Source organism: Paenibacillus sp. alder61 (genome assembly GCF_020179875.1).
In the GTDB taxonomy this organism is placed as follows: Bacteria; Bacillota; Bacilli; order Paenibacillales; family Paenibacillaceae; genus Fontibacillus; species Fontibacillus faecis.
The window spans coordinates 16,418-39,147 of sequence record NZ_JAIUDG010000016.1; the positions used below are offsets into that span (position 1 = coordinate 16,418).

Annotated in this window: 14 protein-coding genes and 5 pseudogenes; 12 read left to right on the top strand and 7 right to left on the bottom strand. The window is 54.2% G+C overall.

Features of this window, described 5'->3' with window-relative positions:
- Nucleotides 1–563: 563 nt before the first annotated feature.
- Together LBW89_RS17425 and LBW89_RS17430 are read right to left on the bottom strand one after the other, a co-directional pair.
- Complete coding sequence (locus LBW89_RS17425; protein ID WP_148455119.1) at nt 564–1,541, bottom strand: LacI family DNA-binding transcriptional regulator; 978 nt, start codon at nt 1,539–1,541, stop codon at nt 564–566.
- A gap of 88 nt (nt 1,542–1,629) precedes the next feature.
- Nucleotides 1,630–2,805: a GntR family transcriptional regulator gene (locus LBW89_RS17430; RefSeq protein ID WP_225039759.1), complete on the bottom strand. Its 1,176-nt coding sequence runs from the start codon at nt 2,803–2,805 to the stop codon at nt 1,630–1,632.
- Between the two features lie 443 nt (nt 2,806–3,248).
- Between LBW89_RS17430 and LBW89_RS17435 the strand changes: the two genes are divergently transcribed.
- The 7 genes and pseudogenes from LBW89_RS17435 to LBW89_RS27935 form a co-directional block, all read left to right on the top strand.
- The gene (locus tag LBW89_RS17435; RefSeq protein WP_225039687.1) at nt 3,249–4,493 is read left to right on the top strand and encodes an extracellular solute-binding protein; all 1,245 of its coding nucleotides are present in this window, start codon (nt 3,249–3,251) and stop codon (nt 4,491–4,493) included.
- On the top strand, nt 4,493–5,368 hold the full coding sequence (locus tag LBW89_RS17440) for a carbohydrate ABC transporter permease (protein WP_148455124.1): 876 nt from the start codon (nt 4,493–4,495) through the stop codon (nt 5,366–5,368). The genes LBW89_RS17435 and LBW89_RS17440 overlap by 1 nt, the downstream gene beginning before the upstream one ends.
- A gap of 21 nt (nt 5,369–5,389) precedes the next feature.
- Nucleotides 5,390–6,235, top strand: coding sequence for a carbohydrate ABC transporter permease (locus LBW89_RS17445; protein ID WP_148455126.1), 846 nt, complete (start codon nt 5,390–5,392; stop codon nt 6,233–6,235).
- A gap of 85 nt (nt 6,236–6,320) precedes the next feature.
- A complete protein-coding gene (locus tag LBW89_RS17450) occupies nt 6,321–7,811 on the top strand; it encodes an alpha-N-arabinofuranosidase (RefSeq protein WP_148455128.1) in 1,491 nt (496 codons plus the stop codon).
- Between the two features lie 116 nt (nt 7,812–7,927).
- Nucleotides 7,928–8,440: pseudogene (locus LBW89_RS27925) on the top strand (S-layer homology domain-containing protein); the annotation flags it as partial.
- Between the two features lie 642 nt (nt 8,441–9,082).
- Nucleotides 9,083–11,476 (top strand): annotated as a pseudogene (locus LBW89_RS27930) (LamG-like jellyroll fold domain-containing protein); the annotation flags it as partial.
- A gap of 201 nt (nt 11,477–11,677) precedes the next feature.
- Nucleotides 11,678–12,175 (top strand): annotated as a pseudogene (locus LBW89_RS27935) (LamG domain-containing protein); the annotation flags it as partial.
- Nucleotides 12,176–12,772: 597 nt separating this feature from the next.
- On the opposite strand, the gene LBW89_RS27740 reads toward LBW89_RS27935, so the two are convergent.
- The 4 genes and pseudogenes from LBW89_RS27740 to LBW89_RS17470 form a co-directional block, all read right to left on the bottom strand.
- Nucleotides 12,773–12,925, bottom strand: a complete 153-nt coding sequence (locus LBW89_RS27740) for a hypothetical protein (protein ID WP_318249405.1) — start codon at nt 12,923–12,925, stop codon at nt 12,773–12,775.
- Nucleotides 12,926–12,937: 12 nt separating this feature from the next.
- A complete protein-coding gene (locus LBW89_RS17460) occupies nt 12,938–13,129 on the bottom strand; it encodes a hypothetical protein (protein ID WP_225039689.1) in 192 nt (63 codons plus the stop codon).
- Between the two features lie 96 nt (nt 13,130–13,225).
- Nucleotides 13,226–13,399, bottom strand: a pseudogene (locus LBW89_RS17465) (recombinase zinc beta ribbon domain-containing protein); the annotation flags it as partial.
- 162 nt (nt 13,400–13,561) lie between these two features.
- Nucleotides 13,562–14,238: pseudogene (locus LBW89_RS17470) on the bottom strand (lactate utilization protein).
- Nucleotides 14,239–14,351: 113 nt separating this feature from the next.
- Between LBW89_RS17470 and LBW89_RS17475 the strand changes: the two are divergent.
- Together LBW89_RS17475 and LBW89_RS17480 are read left to right on the top strand one after the other, a co-directional pair.
- On the top strand, nt 14,352–15,017 hold the full coding sequence (locus tag LBW89_RS17475) for a Crp/Fnr family transcriptional regulator (protein WP_225039692.1): 666 nt from the start codon (nt 14,352–14,354) through the stop codon (nt 15,015–15,017).
- Nucleotides 15,018–15,894: 877 nt separating this feature from the next.
- Entirely contained in the window at nt 15,895–17,217 is a 1,323-nt protein-coding gene (locus LBW89_RS17480) for an MATE family efflux transporter (protein WP_211373339.1), read from the top strand.
- 68 nt (nt 17,218–17,285) lie between these two features.
- On the opposite strand, the gene LBW89_RS17485 is transcribed toward LBW89_RS17480, so the two are convergent.
- Complete coding sequence (locus LBW89_RS17485) at nt 17,286–18,341, bottom strand: hypothetical protein (RefSeq protein ID WP_148455138.1); 1,056 nt, start codon at nt 18,339–18,341, stop codon at nt 17,286–17,288.
- A 221-nt stretch (nt 18,342–18,562) separates the two neighbouring features.
- Between LBW89_RS17485 and LBW89_RS17490 the strand changes: the two genes are divergently transcribed.
- The 3 genes from LBW89_RS17490 (at nt 18,563) to LBW89_RS17500 (ending at nt 22,669) form a co-directional block, all read left to right on the top strand.
- Nucleotides 18,563–20,356, top strand: coding sequence for a sensor histidine kinase (locus LBW89_RS17490; RefSeq protein WP_225039694.1), 1,794 nt, complete (start codon nt 18,563–18,565; stop codon nt 20,354–20,356).
- Between the two features lie 2 nt (nt 20,357–20,358).
- Nucleotides 20,359–21,210, top strand: coding sequence for a response regulator transcription factor (locus LBW89_RS17495; protein ID WP_225039696.1), 852 nt, complete (start codon nt 20,359–20,361; stop codon nt 21,208–21,210).
- A gap of 112 nt (nt 21,211–21,322) precedes the next feature.
- Nucleotides 21,323–22,669 carry an extracellular solute-binding protein gene (locus tag LBW89_RS17500; protein ID WP_225039698.1) on the top strand — a complete coding sequence of 449 codons (1,347 nt, stop codon included), beginning with the start codon at nt 21,323–21,325 and terminating at the stop codon, nt 22,667–22,669.
- Nucleotides 22,670–22,730: the final 61 nt, after the last annotated feature.

Genomic DNA, 22,730 nt, shown 5'->3' on the forward strand with positions numbered 1-22,730 from the left:
ACAATAACGGCCATTATAGCCGCTATGTCGCGAAAGCTACGCTTACGGAAATCTAACGGAAATAATAGCTGCTATTTCGCGAATTTTCCCTTTTGCGAAATTCTAACGGAAATAGTAGCGCCTATTGTGGTAATATCGCGTCCAAATGACCTCATTTTGCCAAAATAGCCGCTACTGCGTCCGTTAGAATTTCAAAACATGCCTAAAGGACGAAATAGCGGCTATGGCTTCCGTTAGAATGCCCGGGAGAACTTCGAGTTCTCGTTGGAGTGCCCGAGCAGAACTTCGGGCTTCCGTTGAAATGCCCCGAGCAGATTCTCGGGCTTCCGTTGAGATCCCCGAGCAGATCTCCGGGCTACCGTTAGAATGCCCGTCAGAACTTCGGGCTATCGTTGGAATGCCCGGCATAGCCACGGGCTACCGTTGAAGTGCCCGCCAGATCTCCGGGCTTCGCGTTAAAAAGCCCCGCAAGCCTCGGGCTTGTGCGCTCCGCGTAAGTGTGGCGTCCCCTGGGCACGATACACTCGGAAAATAGTATAGTTACTGCAATTAGTTAGAGCATTTTACGCGGAATCCCGCACAATAAGTTCTACTGGCAAGATATTGGCAAAATCGACGTTTTCCCCTTCCACCTGTCTGCACAGCAAATCTACGGCCAGTTTACCCATTTCGTCAACGGGCTGGCGTATGGAAGTCAATTCGGGCGTTACCCAGCGGGCTGCGCTCACGTCGTCATAGCCGATGATTTTGACTTCTTCGGGGACCTTTTTGCCGACTCGCTTGCACTCCTTGATGGCGAAGGCGGCGATAATGTCGCTTGTGGCGAATATGCCGTCGATATCCGCGTGCTCCTTCAACAGCTGGCTCAGCAGCTCTTCGTACTTGGCCTGATCGAACACGTTCATGTCCGTTTGAATGATCAGATGCTCGGTACCGTGCTGGCGGACCACGTCAAGAAAAGCGCTCGTTCTCCGGTTGGCCAGCAAATCCAGCTGCAAGTTCCCGCAAATATGCGCGATTTTGCGGCAGCCGAGCGCGATGAGGCGTTCGGTGGCCAGGCGGCCGCCTTCGTAGTTGTCCGAGCTGATAAACGGAATCTCCTCCCCGATCTTCCGGTCAAAGGTCAGAATCGGCGAGCGCAGGCTTTGGTATTCCTCCACTTCCAAAGTATGGCTCCCCATAAAAATCCCGTCCACCCGGTTGCGCTTCAACATTTCGATATAATCCCTTTCCTTGATGGGATCGCGTTGGGAGTTGCATAACAGCACTTTGTACCCTTTCTGATAGGCGTAATACTCCACCCGGTCCGTCAGTTCGCTGAAGAAGGGGTGAGAAACGCTGGGGACGATCACACCCAGAATATTGGACTGCTTGCGAAGCAGGGACCGGGCGATCTCGTTCGGCTGATACCCGAGCGCATCCATGGAATCGTATACTTTTTTTCGCGTCGTTTCGCTGATGTATCCCCGGTTGTTCAGCACCCGGGATACCGTAGTGACGGAGACGCCGGCCTTGGCGGCCACATCGTGAATCGTTGCCATTGGGTATCCTCTTTCGTTTCTCTAATCTATCAACATCAACAATATACCTTAGGGGCAGGCCGAGGGACAAGAAGACCGGCCGGCCGCTTCATCCTTCGCGTTCGCTTCCCTTTACCGGCGCAGTGGAACTGCGGATGACCAATCTGGGCTCGTATACGACGGACTGGGGCGGCTGTTCTCTGCCCTCGACCGCGGCGACGATCCATTTGGCCGCATCCGTGCCCATTTCCATTTTGGGATGGGTCACCGAGGTCAGCTTTACCTCGGATGCTTCCGCCAGAGGGGAATCGTCGAATCCGACGATCGAAACCTCATCCGGTACCCGAAGGCCTTGTCTCCTCAACAGGTCCAGCACGGCCAAGGCCAATTGATCATTGTAGCAGACGATAGCGGTGGGAAGGGGCGAAGTTCCGTTAAAGAAGGGCTCCAGGCGCCGAATCACCGCACTGCTTTGTTCCTCGGTCGTATACGTCAGAACCATTTCCGGAAAAAAGGTGACCTGGTTCTCGCGAAAGGCGCGAATGAATCCCTTCATCCGGTTGACCCCCTGCAGGTCATCCGTTTTGAACAGCCCGACGATACGTTCATGGCCGAGCCGGATCAAATGGTCCGTGGCCATAAAGCCGCCGAGATCATCATTCACGATTAGATGGGGGGGCATCAACTGCGAGTAAAATTGGTTGATCATCAGATAGGGGATCTGTTTCTGCTCGAGCGTCAAATAGTAATTGATATTCGGATTGTAATTACTGCTTCGCGTCGGCTCTACGATCAGCCCGTCGATCCCGCGGTCCAGCATCGCCTGCAGGCATTGTTTCTCCTTCTCCACATCGTTGTCCGTACAAGCCAAGGTGAGAGAATAGCCTTCGGCGGTCAAATAAGATTCGATGCCTTTGATAATCGAGGGAAAAATATAATCGGAGATGTAGGTCGTTATGACGCCGATGTTCTTCCGATTGACGTTAGCGGGAGAGAAGCCGGAAGGCCCCGCACCTACACCTGCACTCAAACCTGCACTCAAACCTGGCCCCAAACTTGCACCCGCATGCGATTCGTTGACCGATAAATTCGGGCTTGCGGAACAAAACGTCCCCGCCCCTTGCTCCCTGTAAAGCAAGCCTTCATGCACCAGAGCCCCGATCGCCTGCCTGACGGTGTGACGGCTGACCCCGAACATGCCGGAGAGCTCCTTCTCCGAATATATCTTATCTCCGGGCTTCACCTTGCCGTCCCGAATCCATTCCGTAATTTGTTCCTTGACCATACTGTATTTTGTTTTTTGCACCGACACGGTATCACCACTTCGATCTATATGATTAGCCTATAACACTAAGCTGCCCAATCTGTAAACAAAACTATCGTATCAAATCGGACGCGAATTTACTATGAATAAATAAGAAGCAGAAAAATACACATAAAAATATGTACGTACAAAAATGATGAATACGATTGACATGTACGAACATGTAAATTAATATTTGTTACATAGAATGCGCTTACAACAAATACATCGCTAATAAGTTCTCTTTTAGTTAAGGATAAAACAGCTTTTAGCTTGCTATAGCTGGTTATCCAGCGAGAGGGGGTTCCATAATCGTCTAAACATGTACGTACATCTAAAGGACTAGTGGGGGCAACGGCATCTGGGAACTGCAGCGTGGTAACCGGGACTTATGCATGTAGAAAGAAATCGAGGAGGAGAACAAATTGAAAAGAAAAACCATTTCTTTAATTTTGCTGACAGCTATATTCAGCGCTTTACTTTCGGCCTGCGGAAGCGGATCGGACAAAAACACCATCGTCTTCTGGACGCCGTTGACCGGGGACGACGGGGCTTACATGGACCAAATCGTCAAGGAATACAACGCGACCAATCCGGAATTTAAAGTGAAGCACGTCATTACCTCGGATATGTACACCAAAATTTCCACAGTCATCAATTCCGGCAAAGGGGTACCCGACCTGGCCATCATTCACGCCGACCGCGTGCCGGGGTTCGTGAAGCAAGGCGTGCTTGAACCGTTGACCGGGGTGCTGTCCGCCCAGCCGGAACTCAAGCAGGACAACTATTTGCCCCAGGCCTGGTCGACCGGCACGATCAGCGGCACGCAGTATACGGTTCCCCTGGATATTCACAGCAACGTGATGTATTACAACAAGGACCTGCTGAAGAAATATAACGCCGAATCTTTCCTGGACGATAACGTAGTCACGATCGATGAGATGCTGTCCCTCCAAGGCAAGCTGGACGAGGGGGATTATGTCGTCAACGACGCGCTCCTCGGCTGGGTCATCTTGGCTCAGGTGCAGAACCTGGGCGGCGACATCCAGCAGGACGGCAAGCCGGCCGTCAACACCGAAGTGATGAAAAAGGCGTTTGAGAGCGTGAAAAAAATCGCCGATGCGGGTTTGATGACTCCGTTCGGCGAGGACGGGTACCTGATGTTCCAAGGCGGGCACGTGCTTTTCTCCACGGACGGGACCTGGAGTTCCACCGCACACGCCAAAGTGGAAGGGCTTAACTTCGGCGTGACCAACATTTACTCGCCGACGCCCGACAAATTCACGAACCGGGCTTCCTCGCACCTGTTCGCCATGCTGACCAACGAGAAGCGCACGGATGAGAAGGAGCAGGGCATCGGCGCCTTCCTGGAGTTCATCCGTCAGAATTCCATGGAATGGGCGAAGGCCGGGCAGATCGTCGCCAGTAAGCAGGTCATCGAAAGCCCGGAATACAAAAACTACATCCAATCCTTCTTTACTTCCGACGAAAAGGAAATTGAATCCCTTTACATCTATACGTATGAGCATTATCCGTACATTGCCGAAGCGGTAGACACGTATTGCGCGGATATCGTCCGCGGCAACGTGGACCTCGATGAAACTTTGGCCACCATGCAGAAGTTTGTCGAAGACAAAATCGCCGAGAACAACAAGGCGGCGGGACAATAATGAAAAAGAGATCTTTTACACCTTACTTCTTTATTGGTCCCCATCTGATCTTGTTTATCGTCTTTATTTTGGTGCCGACGATTTACGGGATTTACGCTTCGTTCACGAAGTGGAATTTGCTCGGGGACCCGGTCTGGGTAGGTTTTGAAAACTATAAAACGATATTGTTCGACAGCACTTCCACCTTTAACGCTCAATTTATGAACGGAATGAAGAACACCTTGATCTTCGTGGGTCTCAGCGTTCCGATTCTTATCGTGATCCCGCTGATGGTCGCGGTGGCGCTGGAGCATAAGAAGGTCAAAATGAAGGGGCTCATGCAGTCCATTCTCTACATTCCCGGACTGATTTCGATCTCCGCGGCGGCGCTGATCTGGCTGTTGATCTTCAACAAGCAGCTCGGAATCACCGGCAACGTGTTCGGTTCGCAAATTCCGTGGCCGGCGAATCAGCCTTACGCCTGGATCATCATTATCGTGATCACGGTTTGGGGCGGTGTCGGCGGCAACATGATCATTTACCGCGCCTCCATCAACGGCGTGGCGAAGGACCTTTATGAAGCGGCGGAAATGGACGGGGCCGGCTCCATCCGGAAATTTACCAGCATTACGCTGCCGTCGATCCGTTTTCCGCTCATCTATACCTTCGTGATGACGACGGGCGGGGCCTTTAACGTTTTCGGCCAGCCGTTGATGATGACCAAAGGCGGCCCGCAGCAGAGCACGCACGTTCTGATGATGTATATCCGCCAGTTGGCGTTCGGCCACGGGGAGTCTATCGCCGGGATGGCGTCCGCGATGGCGGTGCTGCTGGGTCTGGTGATCCTGGTCATTTCCGCCATGCAGTACTATGTGATGAACCGGAATGCTTCCTAAAGGAGAGGTGGGTGAGGCATCATGCTGAAAAAAATCAATCTATCCAAATATTTGGCCTATTTGTTTTTAATCGTGCTTTGCTTGATCTGGATTATCCCGGTGCTGTTCGGGATTACTACGTCCTTCCGGACGGAAGCCGAAGTCGTCTCCAGCGGGTTCCGGCTGCTGCCGGAGAGCTGGAACTTCGAGAACTACAAGGCGATTCTGGAAAACACTTCAACCGCGCCGATTCTGCGCTGGCTGTTTAACTCGCTGTTCATCGCGATCACCCATACCTTCCTGGTGGTTGTCGTCATTTCGTTGACCGGCTACGGGTACACGCGCATCAACTTTAAGGGCAGGGATACGCTGTTTTTTACGCTGCTCGGCATCTCCTTTTTTCCGGGAGTCGTCAACCTGATTCCTTCCTACAAAATCATCGATGCGCTGGGCTGGGTCAACACCGCCTGGGCGATGATTATTCCGGGGCTGGCCGGCATGGGGAACATCTTCCTCGTCAGACAGTTCCTCAAGGGGATTCCGACCGAGCTGGACGAATCGGCCCGCGTGGACGGCGCCAGCGATTTCCGGATTTACTACTCTGTCATTCTGCCGCTTATCAAGCCGGTGCTGATCGTGTGCGGACTGTTCTCTTTTATCGGCTCATGGAACGATTTCCTCTGGCCGGTCATCGTATACACCGATGTCGACAAAATGCCGGTGACGGCCGGATTGCTGCTCCTGCAGGACATTTACGGCAACTACCGGATGATCGGGCAACTGGTGGGGTCGGCTATATTGGCGATCATTCCTACGCTGGTTCTGTTTTTGTTTGCGCAAAAGCATTTCCTTCAATCGATCAATCTGAATTCCGGGCTCAAAGGCTGAGCTTTGGAAACTCTCGAATTAGGGAAGCACGGGAAACAACCCAAGACCAAGAAGACAAAGACAAAAGACATGGAGGCGAGTGGATTTGGCGAACCAAGTCATTATCAATACCGATATCGTGAAGGGGAAAATCAACAGGAACATCTACGGCCATTTTGCGGAGCATTTGGGCAGATGCATCTATGAGGGGATTTGGGTCGGAGAGGACTCCCTCATACCGAATACGCAGGGCATTCGCAACGACGTGCTCGAAGCGTTGAAGCGGATCAAAGTACCGGTACTGCGCTGGCCGGGCGGCTGTTTTGCCGACGAATATCATTGGAAGGACGGCGTCGGTCCGCGCGAGGGACGGAAGCGGATGGTCAATACGCATTGGGGCGGCGTGGTGGAAAATAACCATTTCGGCACTCACGAGTTCATGCTGCTCTGCGAGCTGCTGGAGTGCGAACCGTATATTTGCGGCAACGTAGGCAGCGGTACCGTTCAAGAGATGTCCGAGTGGGTGGAGTACATGACGTTCGACGGGGAGTCCCCGATGGCGGCCTGGCGCGCCCAAAACGGCAGTGAGCAGCCTTGGAAGCTGAAGTATTTCGGCGTCGGCAACGAGAACTGGGGCTGCGGCGGGAATATGCGGCCGGAGTACTACGCCGATCTGTATCGGCGTTACCAGACTTACGTGCGCAACTACGGCGATAACAAACTTTACAAAATCGCGGGCGGAGCCAATGTGGACGACTACAACTGGACGGAAGTGCTGATGAAACATGCCGGCTGGCTGATGGACGGCTTGAGCCTGCACTACTATACGATTCCGGGCGACTTCTGGCTGGGTAAAGGATCGGCGCTTGATTTTCCGGAGGACGAGTGGTTCATCACGATGAAGAAAGCGCTTCATATGGATGAGCTGATTACGAAGCACAGCACGATTATGGACAAATACGACCCCGACAAGCGGGTCGGCCTGATCATCGATGAATGGGGCACCTGGTTTGACGTGGAACCGGGCACGAATCCGGGCTTCCTGTATCAGCAAAACACGATTCGCGACGCTTTGGTCGCCGGTCTTCACTTTAATATTTTCCACAACCATTGCGACCGCGTGCATATGACGAACATTGCGCAAACCGTGAACGTACTGCAGGCGATGATTTTGACGGAAGGCGAAAAGATGATCCTGACTCCGACGTACCACGTCTTCGACATGTACAAGGTGCATCAGGACGCGGAGCGGCTGGCGGTCGATTCCTCCTTCGGCAGCTACGAGTACAACGGGGAGAAGTTGCCGCAAGTCACGGTATCCGCTTCAAGGAATGACAGCGGGAAGGTGCATATCAGCTTGTGCAACATCGACCACCAAAACGGCGCGGAACTGAGCCTGGAGCTGCGCGGCGGCGCTCGGTCTAGCGAGGCCAAGGTATCGGGCACCCTGCTGACCGCGGCATCGATGAATGCCCACAACACCTTCGAGCGCCCCGATGCCGTGAAACCGGTGGACTTCTCGGACGTGACCATACAGGCCGATCGTCTGCAGCTCAAGCTTCCGCCGATGTCCGTAGTGACGTTAACTGTGGAGTAGTTTGGAGCATAGCAAGGGTTCAAAAGAATCGGTAATAAGGAGAGATGTCCGTGAAGGGAAGGTTCGGCAAGTTTCTGGTCGCAGCGCTGGTTTGGACGCTGTTGTGGCCGTCGAATATGTTGGGTTTCGGTTACGCGGCCGCGGCGAAATCGGGCTCCGATTTACAGGGACACTGGGCGGAGAAGGAATGGTCCTCCTGGATTCAAAACGGCTGGATCCGCGGTTATGGCGACGGCACGTACCGGCCCGATCGGCCGATCTCGCGAGCGGAGTTTGCGGCGCTCGTCAATCGGGTGCTGGGTTTTGCCGAGATCGGCGGCGCGGCCTTTACCGATCTAAAACCCGAAGACGCCGCCTATCCGGAAATCGGGAAGGCGGTTGCGGCGGGGTATATGAACGGTTTTGACAATGGGACCGTTCGCCCCGCGGATTTCGTCACCCGGCAGGAAGCGGCGGTGATGCTGTTCCGGGCGTTCCGCCTGGAGCCGGCTGCGGACGGCGTTACCCCCGGGCTTCGGGACCTGGCGTCCATGCCGGAATGGAGCCGGCCGGCGGCGGCCGCCTTGTGGAGCGGCGGTTATGTAAAAGGGTCGGCGGACGGCGCCTTTAACCCGGCCCGGCCCGTTACCCGCGCCGAGGCGGTCGCCCTGCTGAACCGCCTCTCCGGCAAAGTGCTGCTTGCGCCCGGAACGTACGGCGGAGATTCTGCGCGGAATAGGATCATTCAACGCGGAGGGGTGACCTTGAAGGATGCGGTGATTCCCGGCAACCTTTATCTTTCCGAAGCGATGGGCGGCGGGGAGGTTGTGCTGCGAAACGTAAAGATCGGCGGCAAGGTGTTCGTATGGGGCGGAGGGAAGGACACGCTCTCGCTGATCGACTCGGATGTGGCGGAAATCGTTATGGATAAACAAGGAGGAGGCCGTATCCAGCTCGACGCCCGGGGCGCGACATCGGTGAAGCGGGTCACCGCCGTATCCGGTGCCGTATCGATTCATATCGAAGAGGACAGCGTTATCGAGAGCGTCGACATTCGAGGCGGCCAAACCATTCCTGTCACCGGGAAAGGAAAGATCGTTTCCGCCGACAGCCGGTTGGTCCGTCAGGAACAAGGGCAAGCGCAAGAGCAGGGACAGGGTGCGGCGTCCGGAGGCGCGGGCACGAGCCCGGGCTCCGGCTCTGGCTCGGGAACCTCCGGTTCCGGCGGTTCTTCCTCGCCTGGAGGCGGCGGGCCGGCGCCGGTTCCGAATCCGTCACCGGGGACCGGCCTCCCGTCCTTCACCGATGTGTCCGTGCATGATCCTTCGATCATCAAGGACGGCGGCGCTTATTATGTATTCGGTTCGCACATCGAAGCGGCAAAATCGACGGACCTGATGCACTGGACGCGATTTACGAACGGGTACGACACGCCGGGGAACGTGCTGTACGGCGACCTGTCCGCCAATCTGGCGGCCTCGTTCGCCTGGGCCGGGGAGGACGACGCGGACAGCAAGGGCGGGTTTGCCGTCTGGGCGCCGGATGTGTTCTGGAATAAAGATTACAAAAATGAAGACGGCACTACCGGAGCCTACATGATGTACTACAGCGCCTCGTCCACCTACATCCGGTCCGCGATCGGTTATGCGGTGTCCAAGAAGATCGAGGGCCCTTACCGTTACGTGGACACGGTCATTTACACCGGATTCACGCGGGATGAAGCCTACGACAACAACAGCGCTGTCAATAAAAAATGGGATAACACCAATATCAAGCCTCTGATTGAAAAAGGCGATTTGCCGGGCGTCAAAACCGACTGGTTCAACAGCAACGGTTCCTACAACAACGCTTCCTATCCTAACGCGATCGATCCGACGCTGTTCTACGACAAGGACGGCAAGCTGTGGATGACTTACGGCTCCTGGTCCGGCGGGATTTTCGTCCTGGAGCTCGACCCGGCGACAGGGCGGGTCAAATATCCGGGACAGGACGGCCGAACGGCGGACGGCCGGATGATCGACCGTTACTTCGGCACGCATATTGCCGGCGGGTATACGAAGTCCGGCGAGGGTCCGTTCATCCTTTACGACGAGGAGACCGGGTATTATTATCTGACCGTGACTTACGGCGGCTTGGCGGCCAACGGCGGCTACAACATGAGACTGTTCCGGGCGCTTGCACCGGAGGGGCCTTATGTGGATGCCGAAGGAAAAGGAGCGGTGCTGCCGGACCGATCGACGGCCAATACCGCTTATGGCACCAAGATGATCGGCAATTTCCTGTTCGAACGGGAGATCGGCGATCCGGGCTCGGGCCAGGGTTACGGTTACGTGTCCCCGGGGCACAATTCGCTGTATTTTGACGAGGCGACGGGCAAGCGATTCCTGATCTTCCATACCCGCTTTCCGCAAAAAGGCGAAGCTCATGAAGTCCGGGTGCATCAGCTCTTTTTGAACAAGGACGGTTGGCTGGTTACGGCGCCTGCGCGCTATACCGGGGAGACGGTTCAGCCGGTCAGCGCCCGGGATATAACGGGGGATTACAAGTTCGTCAATCACGGTTTGGCTTACTCCGGCGGGATTACGAAGTCCGTAGCGATCCGGCTGAAGGAGGACCGGACGGTGGCGGGCGACGTGACGGGCACCTGGAGCTTAAGCGACGGCTACCGGGCGTCCCTCACGCTGAACGGGGTAACTTATGACGGGGTGTTCGTCCGTCAGTGGGATGAGACGCGGGGAGCGGAAACGATGACCTTCACCGCCAGCTCGGCGGCGGGGGAAACGGTTTGGGGTATCCGGCAGCCGGATAAAAGCGACGAGAGCCTCGTGGCGGACGTCCGCCAAGCCTTGACCCTTGGCGATACGGGGCGGGTGATGGCAAATCTGGCGCTGCCGGCGCGCGGAGCCCGGGGGACGGTTATTTCGTGGAAGTCCTCGGACCCCGGCGTCATCACCGATCAAGGGGTGATTTCTCCGCCGGAGCCGGGAGAACCAAACCGGACGGCTACTTTGACAGCGACGATAACCAAAGGGAACGCTTCCGCCGCCAAAACCTTTTCCATCGTTGTCGTCCCGGTGGACATCGCAGCCGGGTTGGTGGCGCACTATGGGTTCGAGGAAAATCTGGAGGATTCGTCCGGCCGGTTTGGCGTTGGGGTCGTCACGGGGGACCGGATCGATAAATCCTCAGGCGGAAACATCACCTTCGGCGAGGGCGTGCACGGCAAAGCGGCCGTGTTCGACGGGGCTTCCGGCGTCCGGCTGCCGGACGGATTAATCCGAGGGAACAAATACTCGGTTTCGCTGTGGTTGAATCCGGAAAAACATACGGCCAACACGACAACCTTCTTCGGCGGCACGAACCGAAGCTGGATCAGTCTCGTTCCGCAGGCCTGGGACAACAACACGATGCTGTGGTCCGGCGAAGCGTGGTACGACGGCACGACAGGGTCGCGAATCCGCGCCAACCAATGGACGCACATCGCCTTTACCGTCGACGGGGATATGGTTAAGGTCTATGTCGACGGCGTGTTGAAATACTCGGGGACGGGATTCCCCGATGTCTTTAAAACCGGCCAGGAGTCTTTCGGCTTGGGCGTCAATTGGTGGGATGCGCCGTTCCAAGGCCGGATGGATGAAGTGCGCGTCTACAACGTCCCGATCACGGACGCGGTTGTCGCCAAGCTGGCGGGTGCCCGCCCGGACGGAGTGGAGCCGCCGGCCGAACTGACGGCGAAGTTCTCCTTTGAGGGGAACTTGGCGGATGTGGCCGGCAGCGCGGGCGCCGGGACGGTCGTTGGCGAGAAAATCGACGACGTTTCCAAAGGCGGCGTGATCGGCTTTGCCGACGGTGTTAACGGGAAGGCGGCCGTGTTTGACGGGAAATCGGGCGTCCTTCTGCCGAAAGGACTGATCTCCAGTCCAAACTACTCGGTGACGATGTGGGTGTACGCCGAACGGCTGACGACTTACACACCGGCCTTTTTCGGCGCGCAGACCAACAACAGCTGGATCAGCCTGCTTCCGGCCGGTCCGGAGGCCGCCGACGGAGGGAGCGTAGGCGAAGGGGAAGGCGCAGGCGCAGGCACATCCTCCAAGCTCTGGTCCGGATCGGCCTGGTACGACGCCGTCACCGGGGGGAGCACGCCGCTGCGTGCGTGGACCCACCTGGCTTTTACCGTAAATCGGGGCAAAGTGACGGTCTACGTGAATGGCGAGGCGAAATTTACGGGAACGGGATTCCCCGATATATTCACGGACGATCAGGGCACCTTCGCCCTGGGCGTGAACTGGTGGGACCCGCCATTCCAAGGCATGCTCGATGAGCTGCATGTCTACAAAGGCGCCCTTACAGCGGAGCAGGTCGCAGACCTGGCCGCCCGCTAAAAGGGCGAGCGCCGCCTTCCGGCTATCGGGCCGGGAGGCGGCTTTTTTGCCCGAAGGCATAGGGGTGGGGTTAGGTGTAGAGCTAGGTGAGGGCTAGGTGTAGAGCTGTGTAGGGCTAGGTGTAGAGCTAGGTGTAGGGCTAGGTATAGAGTTAGGTGAGGGTTAGGTGTAGAGCTAGATGAGGGCTAGGTGTAGGATTAGGTGCCGGGCGAGGTGTGGCGTGGCCTTAATCGGGCTTGCCTTGTCTTGAACCGCCGTTTTCGCTCCCTGCCCTCGTCTCTTTCAGAATAACCGGTTTTTAAGTAGGGTAGATGCGGCGTTCTTTTGCTCTAACGGACATAATAGCCGCTATTTCGCCAAAAGAGGCTCCTTCCCGATTCTAACGGAAATAGTAGCGCCTATTTACGGATTTCCTTGTCAAACTGATCTCCTTTTACCAAAATAGCGGCTACTGCGTCCGTTAGAATTCCGTTTTGCCCTGAAAGGACGAAATAGCCGCTATGGCTTCCGTTAGAATTTTCGCCGGTCCGTCGAACCTTCAGGCCCGGTTGACTCAGTTTTATTAGGAAAACAAACTGCCTTTTTATTAGCGGCCTATTAAACCGCTTCGGATTGGGTAGTGATTTCAATGTATTCCATTGCTCGGCGTAGCTGGTCGGCAACCTTAAACTTTACACTGAGGTTGCCATTCTCATGTACCTTGATATGGTCTACAAGCTCAATCAAAACCTCTCTTGTCAGCTTGTCGATAGTTTCAAACTTCTAAAAAACTACTAAGCAAGAGCTTTCATCGGTAATGCCATTTTGCAGTTCCTCACGCTCTGCGTGGAGGTTTTTCAAAACTTCGCCCAAAGCGGCTATTTGCCGTTCGTAATCTTTAATCATGTGACGGTAATCACTGTGAGTGATTTCTCCGTCTTTCCAATCCTGATAAATGGATCGCTTGTAACGCATGATTTTGGAGTGTTTCTTTTCTTTTGCTCTATTAAGGCTTCAATCCGAGTGGACTGGCTTTTTTGAAGCGGTGCGGATCTGATTTATTCTAAAAAGTTAGCATAGTGTACCGCAAGATATACCTGTTGTTGAATGGCATAACAATACCGCCGCTCCCAGTCGATTATGCTTAATGGAATGTTCGGTGCAAGCCGATTTTGACTGGTTTTTGTAGGTGCGGCAAAAGTAGTACACAGTGCCTTTTACCTGACTGCGACTCATAGCCTTGCCGCAATCGGCACAATGAGATTGGAAATGCTGTCCGGGTTCAAGTAGCTGTCAATCCTCTGTCAAGCTGATAAACCGTACATTCATCTGCACAAACGGATTTTCAATCAAGCTCCCTGCGTCCGTGTAGTTATGGGATAGGCAAGGCGGTTCAACACCTTCAAATCAAAATCCCAAAGATTCACCAACGAGGATAACCTTTATTCTCCCCGCTGTTTTACACATTCTTGTTTGGACGATGTAAGAACAGATACAATCATCTGTTTTACAATCTCCACAAGCACCGTTGATCAGACAGGGCGTTTTTTGCGGCGAATGTAAAAACGGGCTGGACGAGCACGAACAGCGGTATGCATTAATGGGGGCCGCATATGTTCTGGCTCTTATAACTGCGTCATCAGCGGTCTTGCAAACCTTATTCATCCCAACGACAGCAATAACACTTTTCGGTCCAAAGGTAATCGCCGCCGTTCGATTGCCCACACTGTCGATATTGACCAATATGCCATCTTCGCTAACGGCGTTAAAGCTCGTTAAATAGGTGTCGCACAAAAGAGATTGGCGCATGAGGTCATAACGTTCCTCCATTGTTTGCGCTTTATCACGATCAGTGATTATATAGCTGCCTTGACGTACTCGATTAAGAAGCCCGATTTCCTCAAGCGTGACTGACCCACCCATGATACCGAAGAATGTTCCGGAATAAATGATAGTGCCTTTTCTACAGCTTCTTTGGCGTTATCACAGTAATAAGCCTCAAACTTTCTGCTTTGCAGATTTTTAATAACCTTTGAGGCTAATAGTCGATTTCTCGCTTTTATTGAATTCTCTTTCCCTTGCATTGTGTTTCCTCCATTCTGACGTTAGAAAAGGTGACTAAACTTCTTGTGTATTTATGATTAATATAGGATAGTAAAAAGAAAAAGTATGTTGCACGTGCAACGAGGATCCTCTCATGAACAACTTAGATTCCCTATGTCAATCACGTTTATTTTCGGGGATTTCCCCAAATGATATTCCCCAAATGCTTAAATGTCTGTCAGCCACACGGAAAGAATATGCAAAAGACGAGATGGTTGTCCGTGAAGGCGATTTAGTTGATGATGTCGGCATCATATTGCAGGGCAGCGCTCAAAGTACGAAATTGAGTGTCACAGGAAAACAAATTATTGTATCCCTCCATCATCCGGGTGGATATACCGCAGTTTTAACAGCGGCTAGCCGTGGAAGAAGATGCCCTATGTCAGTACAGGCAATAGAACCGCTTGAGGTTCTGTTTATTCCTATCAAAAGCATATTGAGCCGTTGTACGAAGTTATGTATGGTGCACGAACAATTACTTGGCAATCTTTTTGATAGTATTGCAGAACGAGCGTTAGAACTGCATGACCGAAATGATTGTCTGATTATGCCTACTATTCGGGATAAGGTCTTAACTTATTTAACAAGGGTTATGCGTGAAACTGGAACAGAAGCTTTTACTATTCCTTTTGATAGAGAAGCGATGGCCGATTATTTAGATGTAGATCGAAGTGCTTTATCCAGAGAGCTTGCATGGATGAAGCGGGACGGCTTGATTGACTTTTATAGAAACGAATTTAAGCTATTGCAAAAGCAGTAGAAAAAGATTTTCACTAACCGGCAAGCAGAGCAAGTGTATTGACACTTGCCGCTTCCAGTGTGACGGGTGATAAGGCGGGGAGTTGCCATGTGCATTTCCTTCTTTCCTCTAAAAAACAACTTCGAGCCAAGTTGACCCGAAGTTCCGCTATCCAGATACAAAGATACCGCCCATCTTGTCCAATAGGGCGGGGTATCCTGTGTATGTGATAGCTCATATTTTATTTTGGTATTCCCTGGTTCAGTGGTGGCAGGTACGACGCCGAAGAACGGGGGCACGATATTTAGCGATGCATTGGCCGATCAACTCTCCGGTTACTGTCATACCGGCTCTTGCCATTCCGTCGGCAACCACGCCGGGCGGACGCGAGTTCCCCTCAATCGGTTGCTCTAACGGACATAATAACCGCTATTTCGCCAAAAGTGGCTCTTTCCGAATTCTAACGGAAATAGTAGCGCCTATTTGCGAATTTCCTCGTCAAACGACCTCCTTTTACCAAAATAGCGGCTACTGCGTCCGTTAGAATTCCGTTTTGCCCTGAAAGGACGAAATAGCCGCTATGGCTTCCGTTAGAATTTTCGCCGGTCCGTCGAACCTTCAGGCCCGGCGGTGGCAGGTACGCCGCCGAAGAACGGCGTCACGATGTTTATAGAACCCGCATGACCCGGTTCATTGACATAACCGACCCCGAGTGATATGTTCAAACAGATACGGTTTATATAATGAGTGATCGATTTCTATAGTTCTCTTTTGCAAAAGCTCTTCATTCCGAAGGGTTTTTTCCATTTTAAAAGTAAAGATGTGATGAATAGTGATTCGTTTACCCGAGCGTTTGCGGAATCCCGCGATTTTGAACAAATATTTTACCGGCGAGACGATGGATTACCGGCAGATTATCGCCCTCTTTATTCCGATTCTGATCGACCAGGCCTTCATCGTCGGGCTTAACCTGGTGAATACCGCCATGATCAGTTCCTCCGGTGTGGCCGCGGTCAGTGCGGTGAATATGGTGGATTCGCTCAATATTTTCTTGATCAACGTGTTTGTCGCCGTGGCGACCGGGGGCACCGTGGTGGTGGCCCAGTACAAGGGCAGCGGCAACGATTCGATGGTATCCCGGGCCTCGGCGGCTACCGTGACGGCGGTGGCGATGATCGCTTTGGCTATCGGCCTGCTGATCATGGGCTTTCACAACCCGGTGCTGAACGTGCTGTTCGGGACGGCCTCGGCGGAGGTCCTCGGCAACGCCAGGGTTTATCTGATCGGCAGCAGTATTTCGTATGCGGGCATCGCGGTGGTTCAAGCGGTCTGCGGCGCCTTGCGGGGGATCGGCAAGACCCGGGCCTCGCTGGCCCTGTCGCTGATTATGAACCTGCTGTACGTGCTGCTCAACATCGTCTTCATTACGCTGCTTCATATGGGCGTGGTAGGCATGACGATCGCGGTAAACATCGCCCGTTACGCGGGGGCGGCGTGCGCGCTGTATTATTTGTTCAAACTCGACGTCACGCTGCATTTGCGCATTCGCGATCTCTTTCATTTTCCGCTGTCGATGCTGCGCAAAATTATGTTCATCGGCGTGCCGTTTGCGGCGGAACAGATGTTTTTCAACGGAGGGAAATTGTTGACCCAGGTGTTCATCGTCAGCTTGGGGACCTATGCCATCGCGACCAACGCGATCAGCGGTTCGCTCGCCATGGTATTCCAGATTCCCGCCAGCGCGATGTCCCTGGCGATCGTGACGGTGGTCGGGCAGTGCATCGGACGCGGAAATATCGCCGATGCGCGGAAGTTCATCAAGTCCTTTCTTTGGCTGGGATCGATCTCCCTCGCGCTGATCGGACTGATTTTGATGCCGTTTTTCCGGCCTTTGGTAGGCTTGTTTGATCCGCCGCCGGAAATTGTGGACGACATCTTCCTCGTCCTGCTGGTCAACACGCTGGCCCAGGTACCGCTCTGGGCGATCAGTTTTATTCTGCCCTCGGCTCTGCGGGCCGCCGGCGATTCGAAATTCACTTCTATCACTTCGATGCTGACGATGTGGCTGTTCCGCGTCATCCTCGGGTATATTTTGGGGATTACGCTGAATTTCGGCATTCTCGGAGTCTGGCTGGCGATGAACTGCGAATGGGGCGTTCGCGGGGCGATTTTCCTGTGGCGGTTCCGCGGCAAAAAGTGGTACGCGCATAAGCTGATATAACGCCATATAACGCCGCCCTCCGTAGAACAGGAAACAAAAAATCCCGGTCGCCAGGACCGGGATTTTTTCTATTCGTAATCGACGTTCTCCTCGTCGAATATACTCATGTCGTACTCATATTTCTCGTTGACGTAGTAATCGAGGAACCCGTCTTTGTTCTCGTCTTCATGCCACATCACATAGTAAGCCCCGTTTACTTTTTTCAGAATAAACAACTGCGCGTAATCATCCTTCTCCCATTCTACCATCAAGGCGAAATCCTCACCGTATTCCTTGGCCATTTTATCGCGCAAGTCCGCCTTGATCCAGGCTTTATCGATTTCTTCAATCCGCAGACCTCCCGTCGATCCGGCCTTCATAACCCGTTCGGCCATCCAGGAGGAATGAATCTTCTCGGTACTGAACTGCGTGATATTCTCAAAAACGTCCTTGTCCCCATTTAATGCCGCCTCATAAAGCGCGACGATCGTGTTGTAGGGGCTGCCCCGCATAATATCGGTCAGCGAGACCTGGTCCTGGCCGCCGCCGGAGTTCGCGGATTTCCCCGGCTGTTGTGCAGTCTGGCCGGTTTCCTTTCGCTCGAAGAAGGTAAACTTGCTGCCCTCTTCCAAATCAAGGTCCCGCCGAATTACGCGGTTTTCCTGGTCCCGGCGCTCAACGATCCAGGCCATCGGCTCCGTATCATGGCTCAGACTCCACTCGATGACGACGACTGCTTTTTCCCCGTAAGGGCCAAATTGCTCTTCAATGCGGGCCAGATAAAAGGGGGCTAATTGTTCCTTTGTCGCTTCTTCCAGGGTAATCCCTTCGGCTCCGCCTTTCATCTCAAAAAGTTCCGCCAGGTTCCCCATCGTTTCGCTCGGCGACTCCGCCGTAGAATTTGCGTATCCTTCGGCAATCTTTAAAAAGGTTTCCTGATTCCCCGTACTTGCCGCCCGGTACATGTCCAGGATCGTTTCTCTGGCTCCGGTAACGACGCCGGGATCCTTGGTGGTTTGGGCCGCGGCTTCTTGCGCGGGCGGGTTGGGAGCGCTGCTTTCGGAAGGGGCTTTCTCCTTGGACCCGCAGCCGGCAAACAACCCTGCAATTAATATGAAGCTCAGGCATACTTTACTAGTTCTCATGACTTCCTCCTATAGTCCTATTCGTGCTGCTAAATCATTTATCGGAGAAACGTGGTAAATTGTTAAATGGATTTTTGTTCCTTTGGCTCTCCTTTCGCCATGAGCTTGACGGGTATGCCCTGACATCCGCTCGAAAAAAAAAGGACTTTTCCGCTCAATCTAGAATTTAGGTAACTCGAAAACCGAGAACCACCGTCAAGGGATGGAAAGGGGATGGACGGATGCGGCGTTTTCGAGAGTGGAATACCTTGCGCAATCAAATGCTGGTGGGGTTCCTCGGGGTTATGATCATTATTTTGTGCGTGGTCGGGGTTTTTACCTTCGATTCCGTATCCCGACTGTTAAAAAACAATGCGGAGAAACATATCCAACAGACGGCGGTGGAGGCCAACGGCCGGCTGGAGGCCGTGCTGAACCAGATCGATTCCCTGACGACGCAGGTCGCCACGAATGCCTATGTCCAGAAAGTACTGCTGAATGAACAGGGGGGAAAGCCGGCGACATTTGCGGAACGCCAGGCCCTGCTCTCCAGCATCAAAATCGTGCAGACCTATGCCGACGGCATCACCTCGGTCGAACTGTACAGCGGCGATAATCGACGGCTGTTTCCGCTTGACGAGGGGCGTCTGGACAAGAAGGTGGGCCAGGAATGGATCGCCAGGGCGAAGGAAGGCAAGGGGCGGATGGTATGGATCGGCAAGGATCCGTTGGAGCCGAACACGGTGCTGGCGATCCGCAGCGTCAGTCTGATGGATCATTGGTTTACGCACGGCGGGTATGTCCTGGTTCGGATGGACCGGGAGGCGTTCAGGCTGAGCGAATCGTTAAGCGGCGATGGCGGCCGTGAGACGATGCTGGTCGTGGGACCGAATTACAGTCTCATCGCCAGCAGCGCCCCGACCTTTAATGCGGGGGCGATCCAGCCGTTGGTGGAGGCGGAAGAGACGGTCGTCTCGATCGGCAAGGAAAAATACATGTTGGTGAAGCAATCTTCCGAAGTAACGGGGTGGATCTTTTTGATTCTGACGCCCGTCAGCGCCATAACGGAGGGGATTTCCGTACTGCGGACGGCTATTCTGATGTCGGCGGGGCTCGGTACGCTGCTGTTTATCGTGCTGTCCTTTCCGATGTCCACGATCATCACCAGGCCGGTGTTCAAGCTGATCAAAACGATGCGCGGCGCCCGGCTGGGCGGTCTGAAGCCGACGACGCGGATTTCGTCGACGATCGAGATCAACGAACTGAATCACACGTACAACCAGATGGTCGAACATATGAACGAGCTGATCGAGCTGGTTTACGAAAAAGAGCTGATCCAGAGCCGAACGGAACTGAAGGCCCTGCAGGCGCAAATTCATCCGCATTTTTTGTTCAATACGCTGGAAGCGCTTTATTGGTCTTTGCAGGAGAAGCAGGAGGAGGAACTGGCCGAATATGTCATCGCCATGGCGGATTTATTTCGCTATACGATAACGGGACCGAATAAAGAGGAATGGGTCACCTTGGGGGACGAACTGGAGCATATCGAGCGTTATTTGCTGATTATGAAAATGAGGCTCGGCGACCGGATCGCCTGGAGCGTTTCGATGCCGCCGGCTTACGCGGCGGTAAGAATGCCGAAGCTGCTGATCCAGCCGCTCGTCGAAAACGCGATCCTGCACGGCATTGAAGGGCGGATCGGCCCGGGGACCGTGACGATCCGGGTAGAGCCGGCCGGAGACGGGATCCACTTGGGGATCTCCGTCGAAGACGACGGCCGGGGGATGGATGAAGAGACCCTGCGCTCGGTGAACCGTGCGCTGGAGTCCGGCCAGTCCCCGCCTTCCAAAGGGACGGGGATGGGAATCTTCAACGTGCGGCAGCGGTTGAAGCTTTACTACGGCCGCGGCGGAGGGCGCGCCGGCGGAGAAACGGAACGTCCCGGCCGGTTGGAGCCGGGATTGTCCGTCAGCAGCGGCAGCGGCGAAGGGACTCGGGTCATGATCACGATTCCATTGCGGACGGGAGAGGAATGAACATGTGGAGGAGAAAAGTTATTTTAATCGTCGATGATGAACCGAGAACCCGCCAAGGGCTGAAAAATATGCTTGAATCCTGGAGCGGCGGCCGTTATGAAGTGTTGACGGCGGAGCATGCCCCCCAAGCGATGGAGCTGCTGGCCAAAGAGCCGGTGGTGCTGCTGATATCCGATATCCGTATGCCGGAAATTAGCGGGCTGAGTCTGGTGGAGCGTCTTTCCGCGGCCGAAGCGGAGGGGGAGGCGGGGGCGGCATACCGGCCGGCGGTCATTCTGATTTCCGGTTACGCCGAATTCGAATATGCTCAACAAGCGATCCAGCTCGGGGTGGTCAACTATCTGTTGAAGCCGATTCGGAGGGAGAAACTGATCGATACGGTGGAGCGGGCGCTGCAGATCGGCGAGGAGCGAAGCCGGGCGACGCTGCTGGAGCGGATGATGGACCGCAAGCTGCTGGAGGCGGCGGGAGAGCTGAACTCGGTGGCGGAGCCCGTGAAGGAAGCGCTCCGCTATGTGGAGGAGCATCTGAATCAAGGCCTTGGCCTGCGCGATGCGGCGCAGCACGTGCACTTGAACCCGAGCTATTTCAGCGTGCTGTTCAAGGAGCAGATGGGGATGACCTTCATCGAATATGTCACCCGCCTGCGAATCCAGAAGGCGAAGGAACTGCTCCTGCAGACGAAGCTGCCGGTAGGGGAGATCGCGGAGCGCGTCGGATATCAGACAACCAAATATTTTAACAAGGTATTTAAAGAGTACGAAGGACACAGCCCCGGTTCTTACCGGAACGAGGTGAAGGGACAGGCGCCGGAAGTGCCGGGACCGAACGAAGATCCGAATGAGCCAAATTAATTGGTATAATTCCCAATCGATATGACCTTGTCTCCCGGCGGTAGGGTGCTACACTGGCTTCAGGAAGGAAGCGCATACATTTTTCCAAGGCGAATAAGGGGGATAGGAAGAAATGAAAAGAAAAATGTTTTCCGTATCCCTGCTTTTGCTGGCGCTGGCCTTGGTACTGGCTGCTTGCTGGGACAAAAACAAAGCCGGACCGGAAGGCTCGCCGGCCACGGCCGCAAAGGGATATGAAGCGAGTCAAGGCGCTTCCGCGGACAAGGTGACGATCAAAATGATGCATCTTTGGCCGGATGTTAACAATTCCGCGCAAAACAAGCTGGTCAAACAGATCATCGGCGAATACGAGCAGGCCCACCCGAATGTAAAAATCGAAATCGAAATGCTGGAGAATGAACAGTACAAAAATAAAATCAAGGTATTATCCGCTTCGAACAGCTTGCCGGACGTCGGTTTTACCTGGGCTGCGGGATTCCTGGAGCCCTACGTAAAAGGAAGGCTGTTTGCCCCGTTGGACGATCTGCTTCAGGACGAACTGAAGAACAAGTTCGTGGCCGGAACGACCGAGGCTTACGCTATGGACGGCCAAACCTACGCGCTTCCCGTAGAGCTGAACATCGTGCCGGTCTATTACAACAAGGAGATTTTCGCGAGGTACCGCCTTCAGCCGCCGCAGACCTATGAAGAATTCAAAAACATCATCAGGACGCTGAACGAGCACAATGTAACGCCGGTCGCCCTCGGTTCGAAGGATGCGTGGACTGGATCGATCTGGTATATGTATCTGGCCGATCGAATCGGCGGGCCGGATGTGCAGGATCACGCGGTTGCCCATAGCAGCTTCAGCGACCCAACCTTATTGGAAGCGGCGAGGGAGGCCCAGGCTCTGGTCAACAGCAACGCGTTCATCAAGGGCTTCAACGGTTTGTCGAATGAAGAAGCGAAGGCCGAATTCATGAATGGGAAGGCCGCCATGTACGCGATGGGGACTTGGGAAGTGCCGAACTATACGACAAACCCGGATATACCGAAAGCGTTTAAGGACAAAATCGGCTTTTTTAAGTTCCCCATCGTCGAAGGCGGCAAGGGAAATGTCAACGATTGGGTCGGGGGCGTCGGCGTCGGCTTGTTCGTGTCCGAGAACTCCAAGGTGAAGGAGGACGCCAAGAAGTTCGTCAGCTTTTTTGTGCAGCGGTGGGGGGAATTGTCCGTGACCGATGCGGGCATCATTCCCGGAACGAAGGTGGATACGTCGAGCGTCGAACTGCCCCAGATGTTTAAGGATGTCCTGAACGAGCTTAACAACGCCAATAAGGTCATTCTCTATTTGGATGTGCAGATGAAGCCGGTGGCCTCCGAGGAACATCGGAATCTGATTCAGGCGCTGCTGGGCAACGCCTTGACGCCGGAGGAGTTCGTCAAGAAGCAGGAAGAGGTCTTGAAGGCCGGAAAATAAACCGCCGCACGGTGGAGCCGATGCCCGGAAGGGCGATCGGCTCTTTTTTATACGCTCTACC

Coding starts and splice junctions, on each gene's coding strand:
- LBW89_RS17460 (WP_225039689.1), bottom strand. CDS start 13,129: ATGCGTTACAAGCGATCCATTTATCAGGATTGGAAAGACGGAGAAATC.
- LBW89_RS17440 (WP_148455124.1), top strand. CDS start 4,493: ATGAAAAAGAGATCTTTTACACCTTACTTCTTTATTGGTCCCCATCTG.
- LBW89_RS17485 (WP_148455138.1), bottom strand. CDS start 18,341: ATGAGAACTAGTAAAGTATGCCTGAGCTTCATATTAATTGCAGGGTTG.
- LBW89_RS17495 (WP_225039696.1), top strand. CDS start 20,359: ATGTGGAGGAGAAAAGTTATTTTAATCGTCGATGATGAACCGAGAACC.
- LBW89_RS17425 (WP_148455119.1), bottom strand. CDS start 1,541: ATGGCAACGATTCACGATGTGGCCGCCAAGGCCGGCGTCTCCGTCACT.
- LBW89_RS17430 (WP_225039759.1), bottom strand. CDS start 2,805: ATGGTCAAGGAACAAATTACGGAATGGATTCGGGACGGCAAGGTGAAG.
- LBW89_RS17490 (WP_225039694.1), top strand. CDS start 18,563: ATGCGGCGTTTTCGAGAGTGGAATACCTTGCGCAATCAAATGCTGGTG.
- LBW89_RS17500 (WP_225039698.1), top strand. CDS start 21,323: ATGAAAAGAAAAATGTTTTCCGTATCCCTGCTTTTGCTGGCGCTGGCC.
- LBW89_RS17480 (WP_211373339.1), top strand. CDS start 15,895: ATGGATTACCGGCAGATTATCGCCCTCTTTATTCCGATTCTGATCGAC.
- LBW89_RS17445 (WP_148455126.1), top strand. CDS start 5,390: ATGCTGAAAAAAATCAATCTATCCAAATATTTGGCCTATTTGTTTTTA.
- LBW89_RS17475 (WP_225039692.1), top strand. CDS start 14,352: ATGAACAACTTAGATTCCCTATGTCAATCACGTTTATTTTCGGGGATT.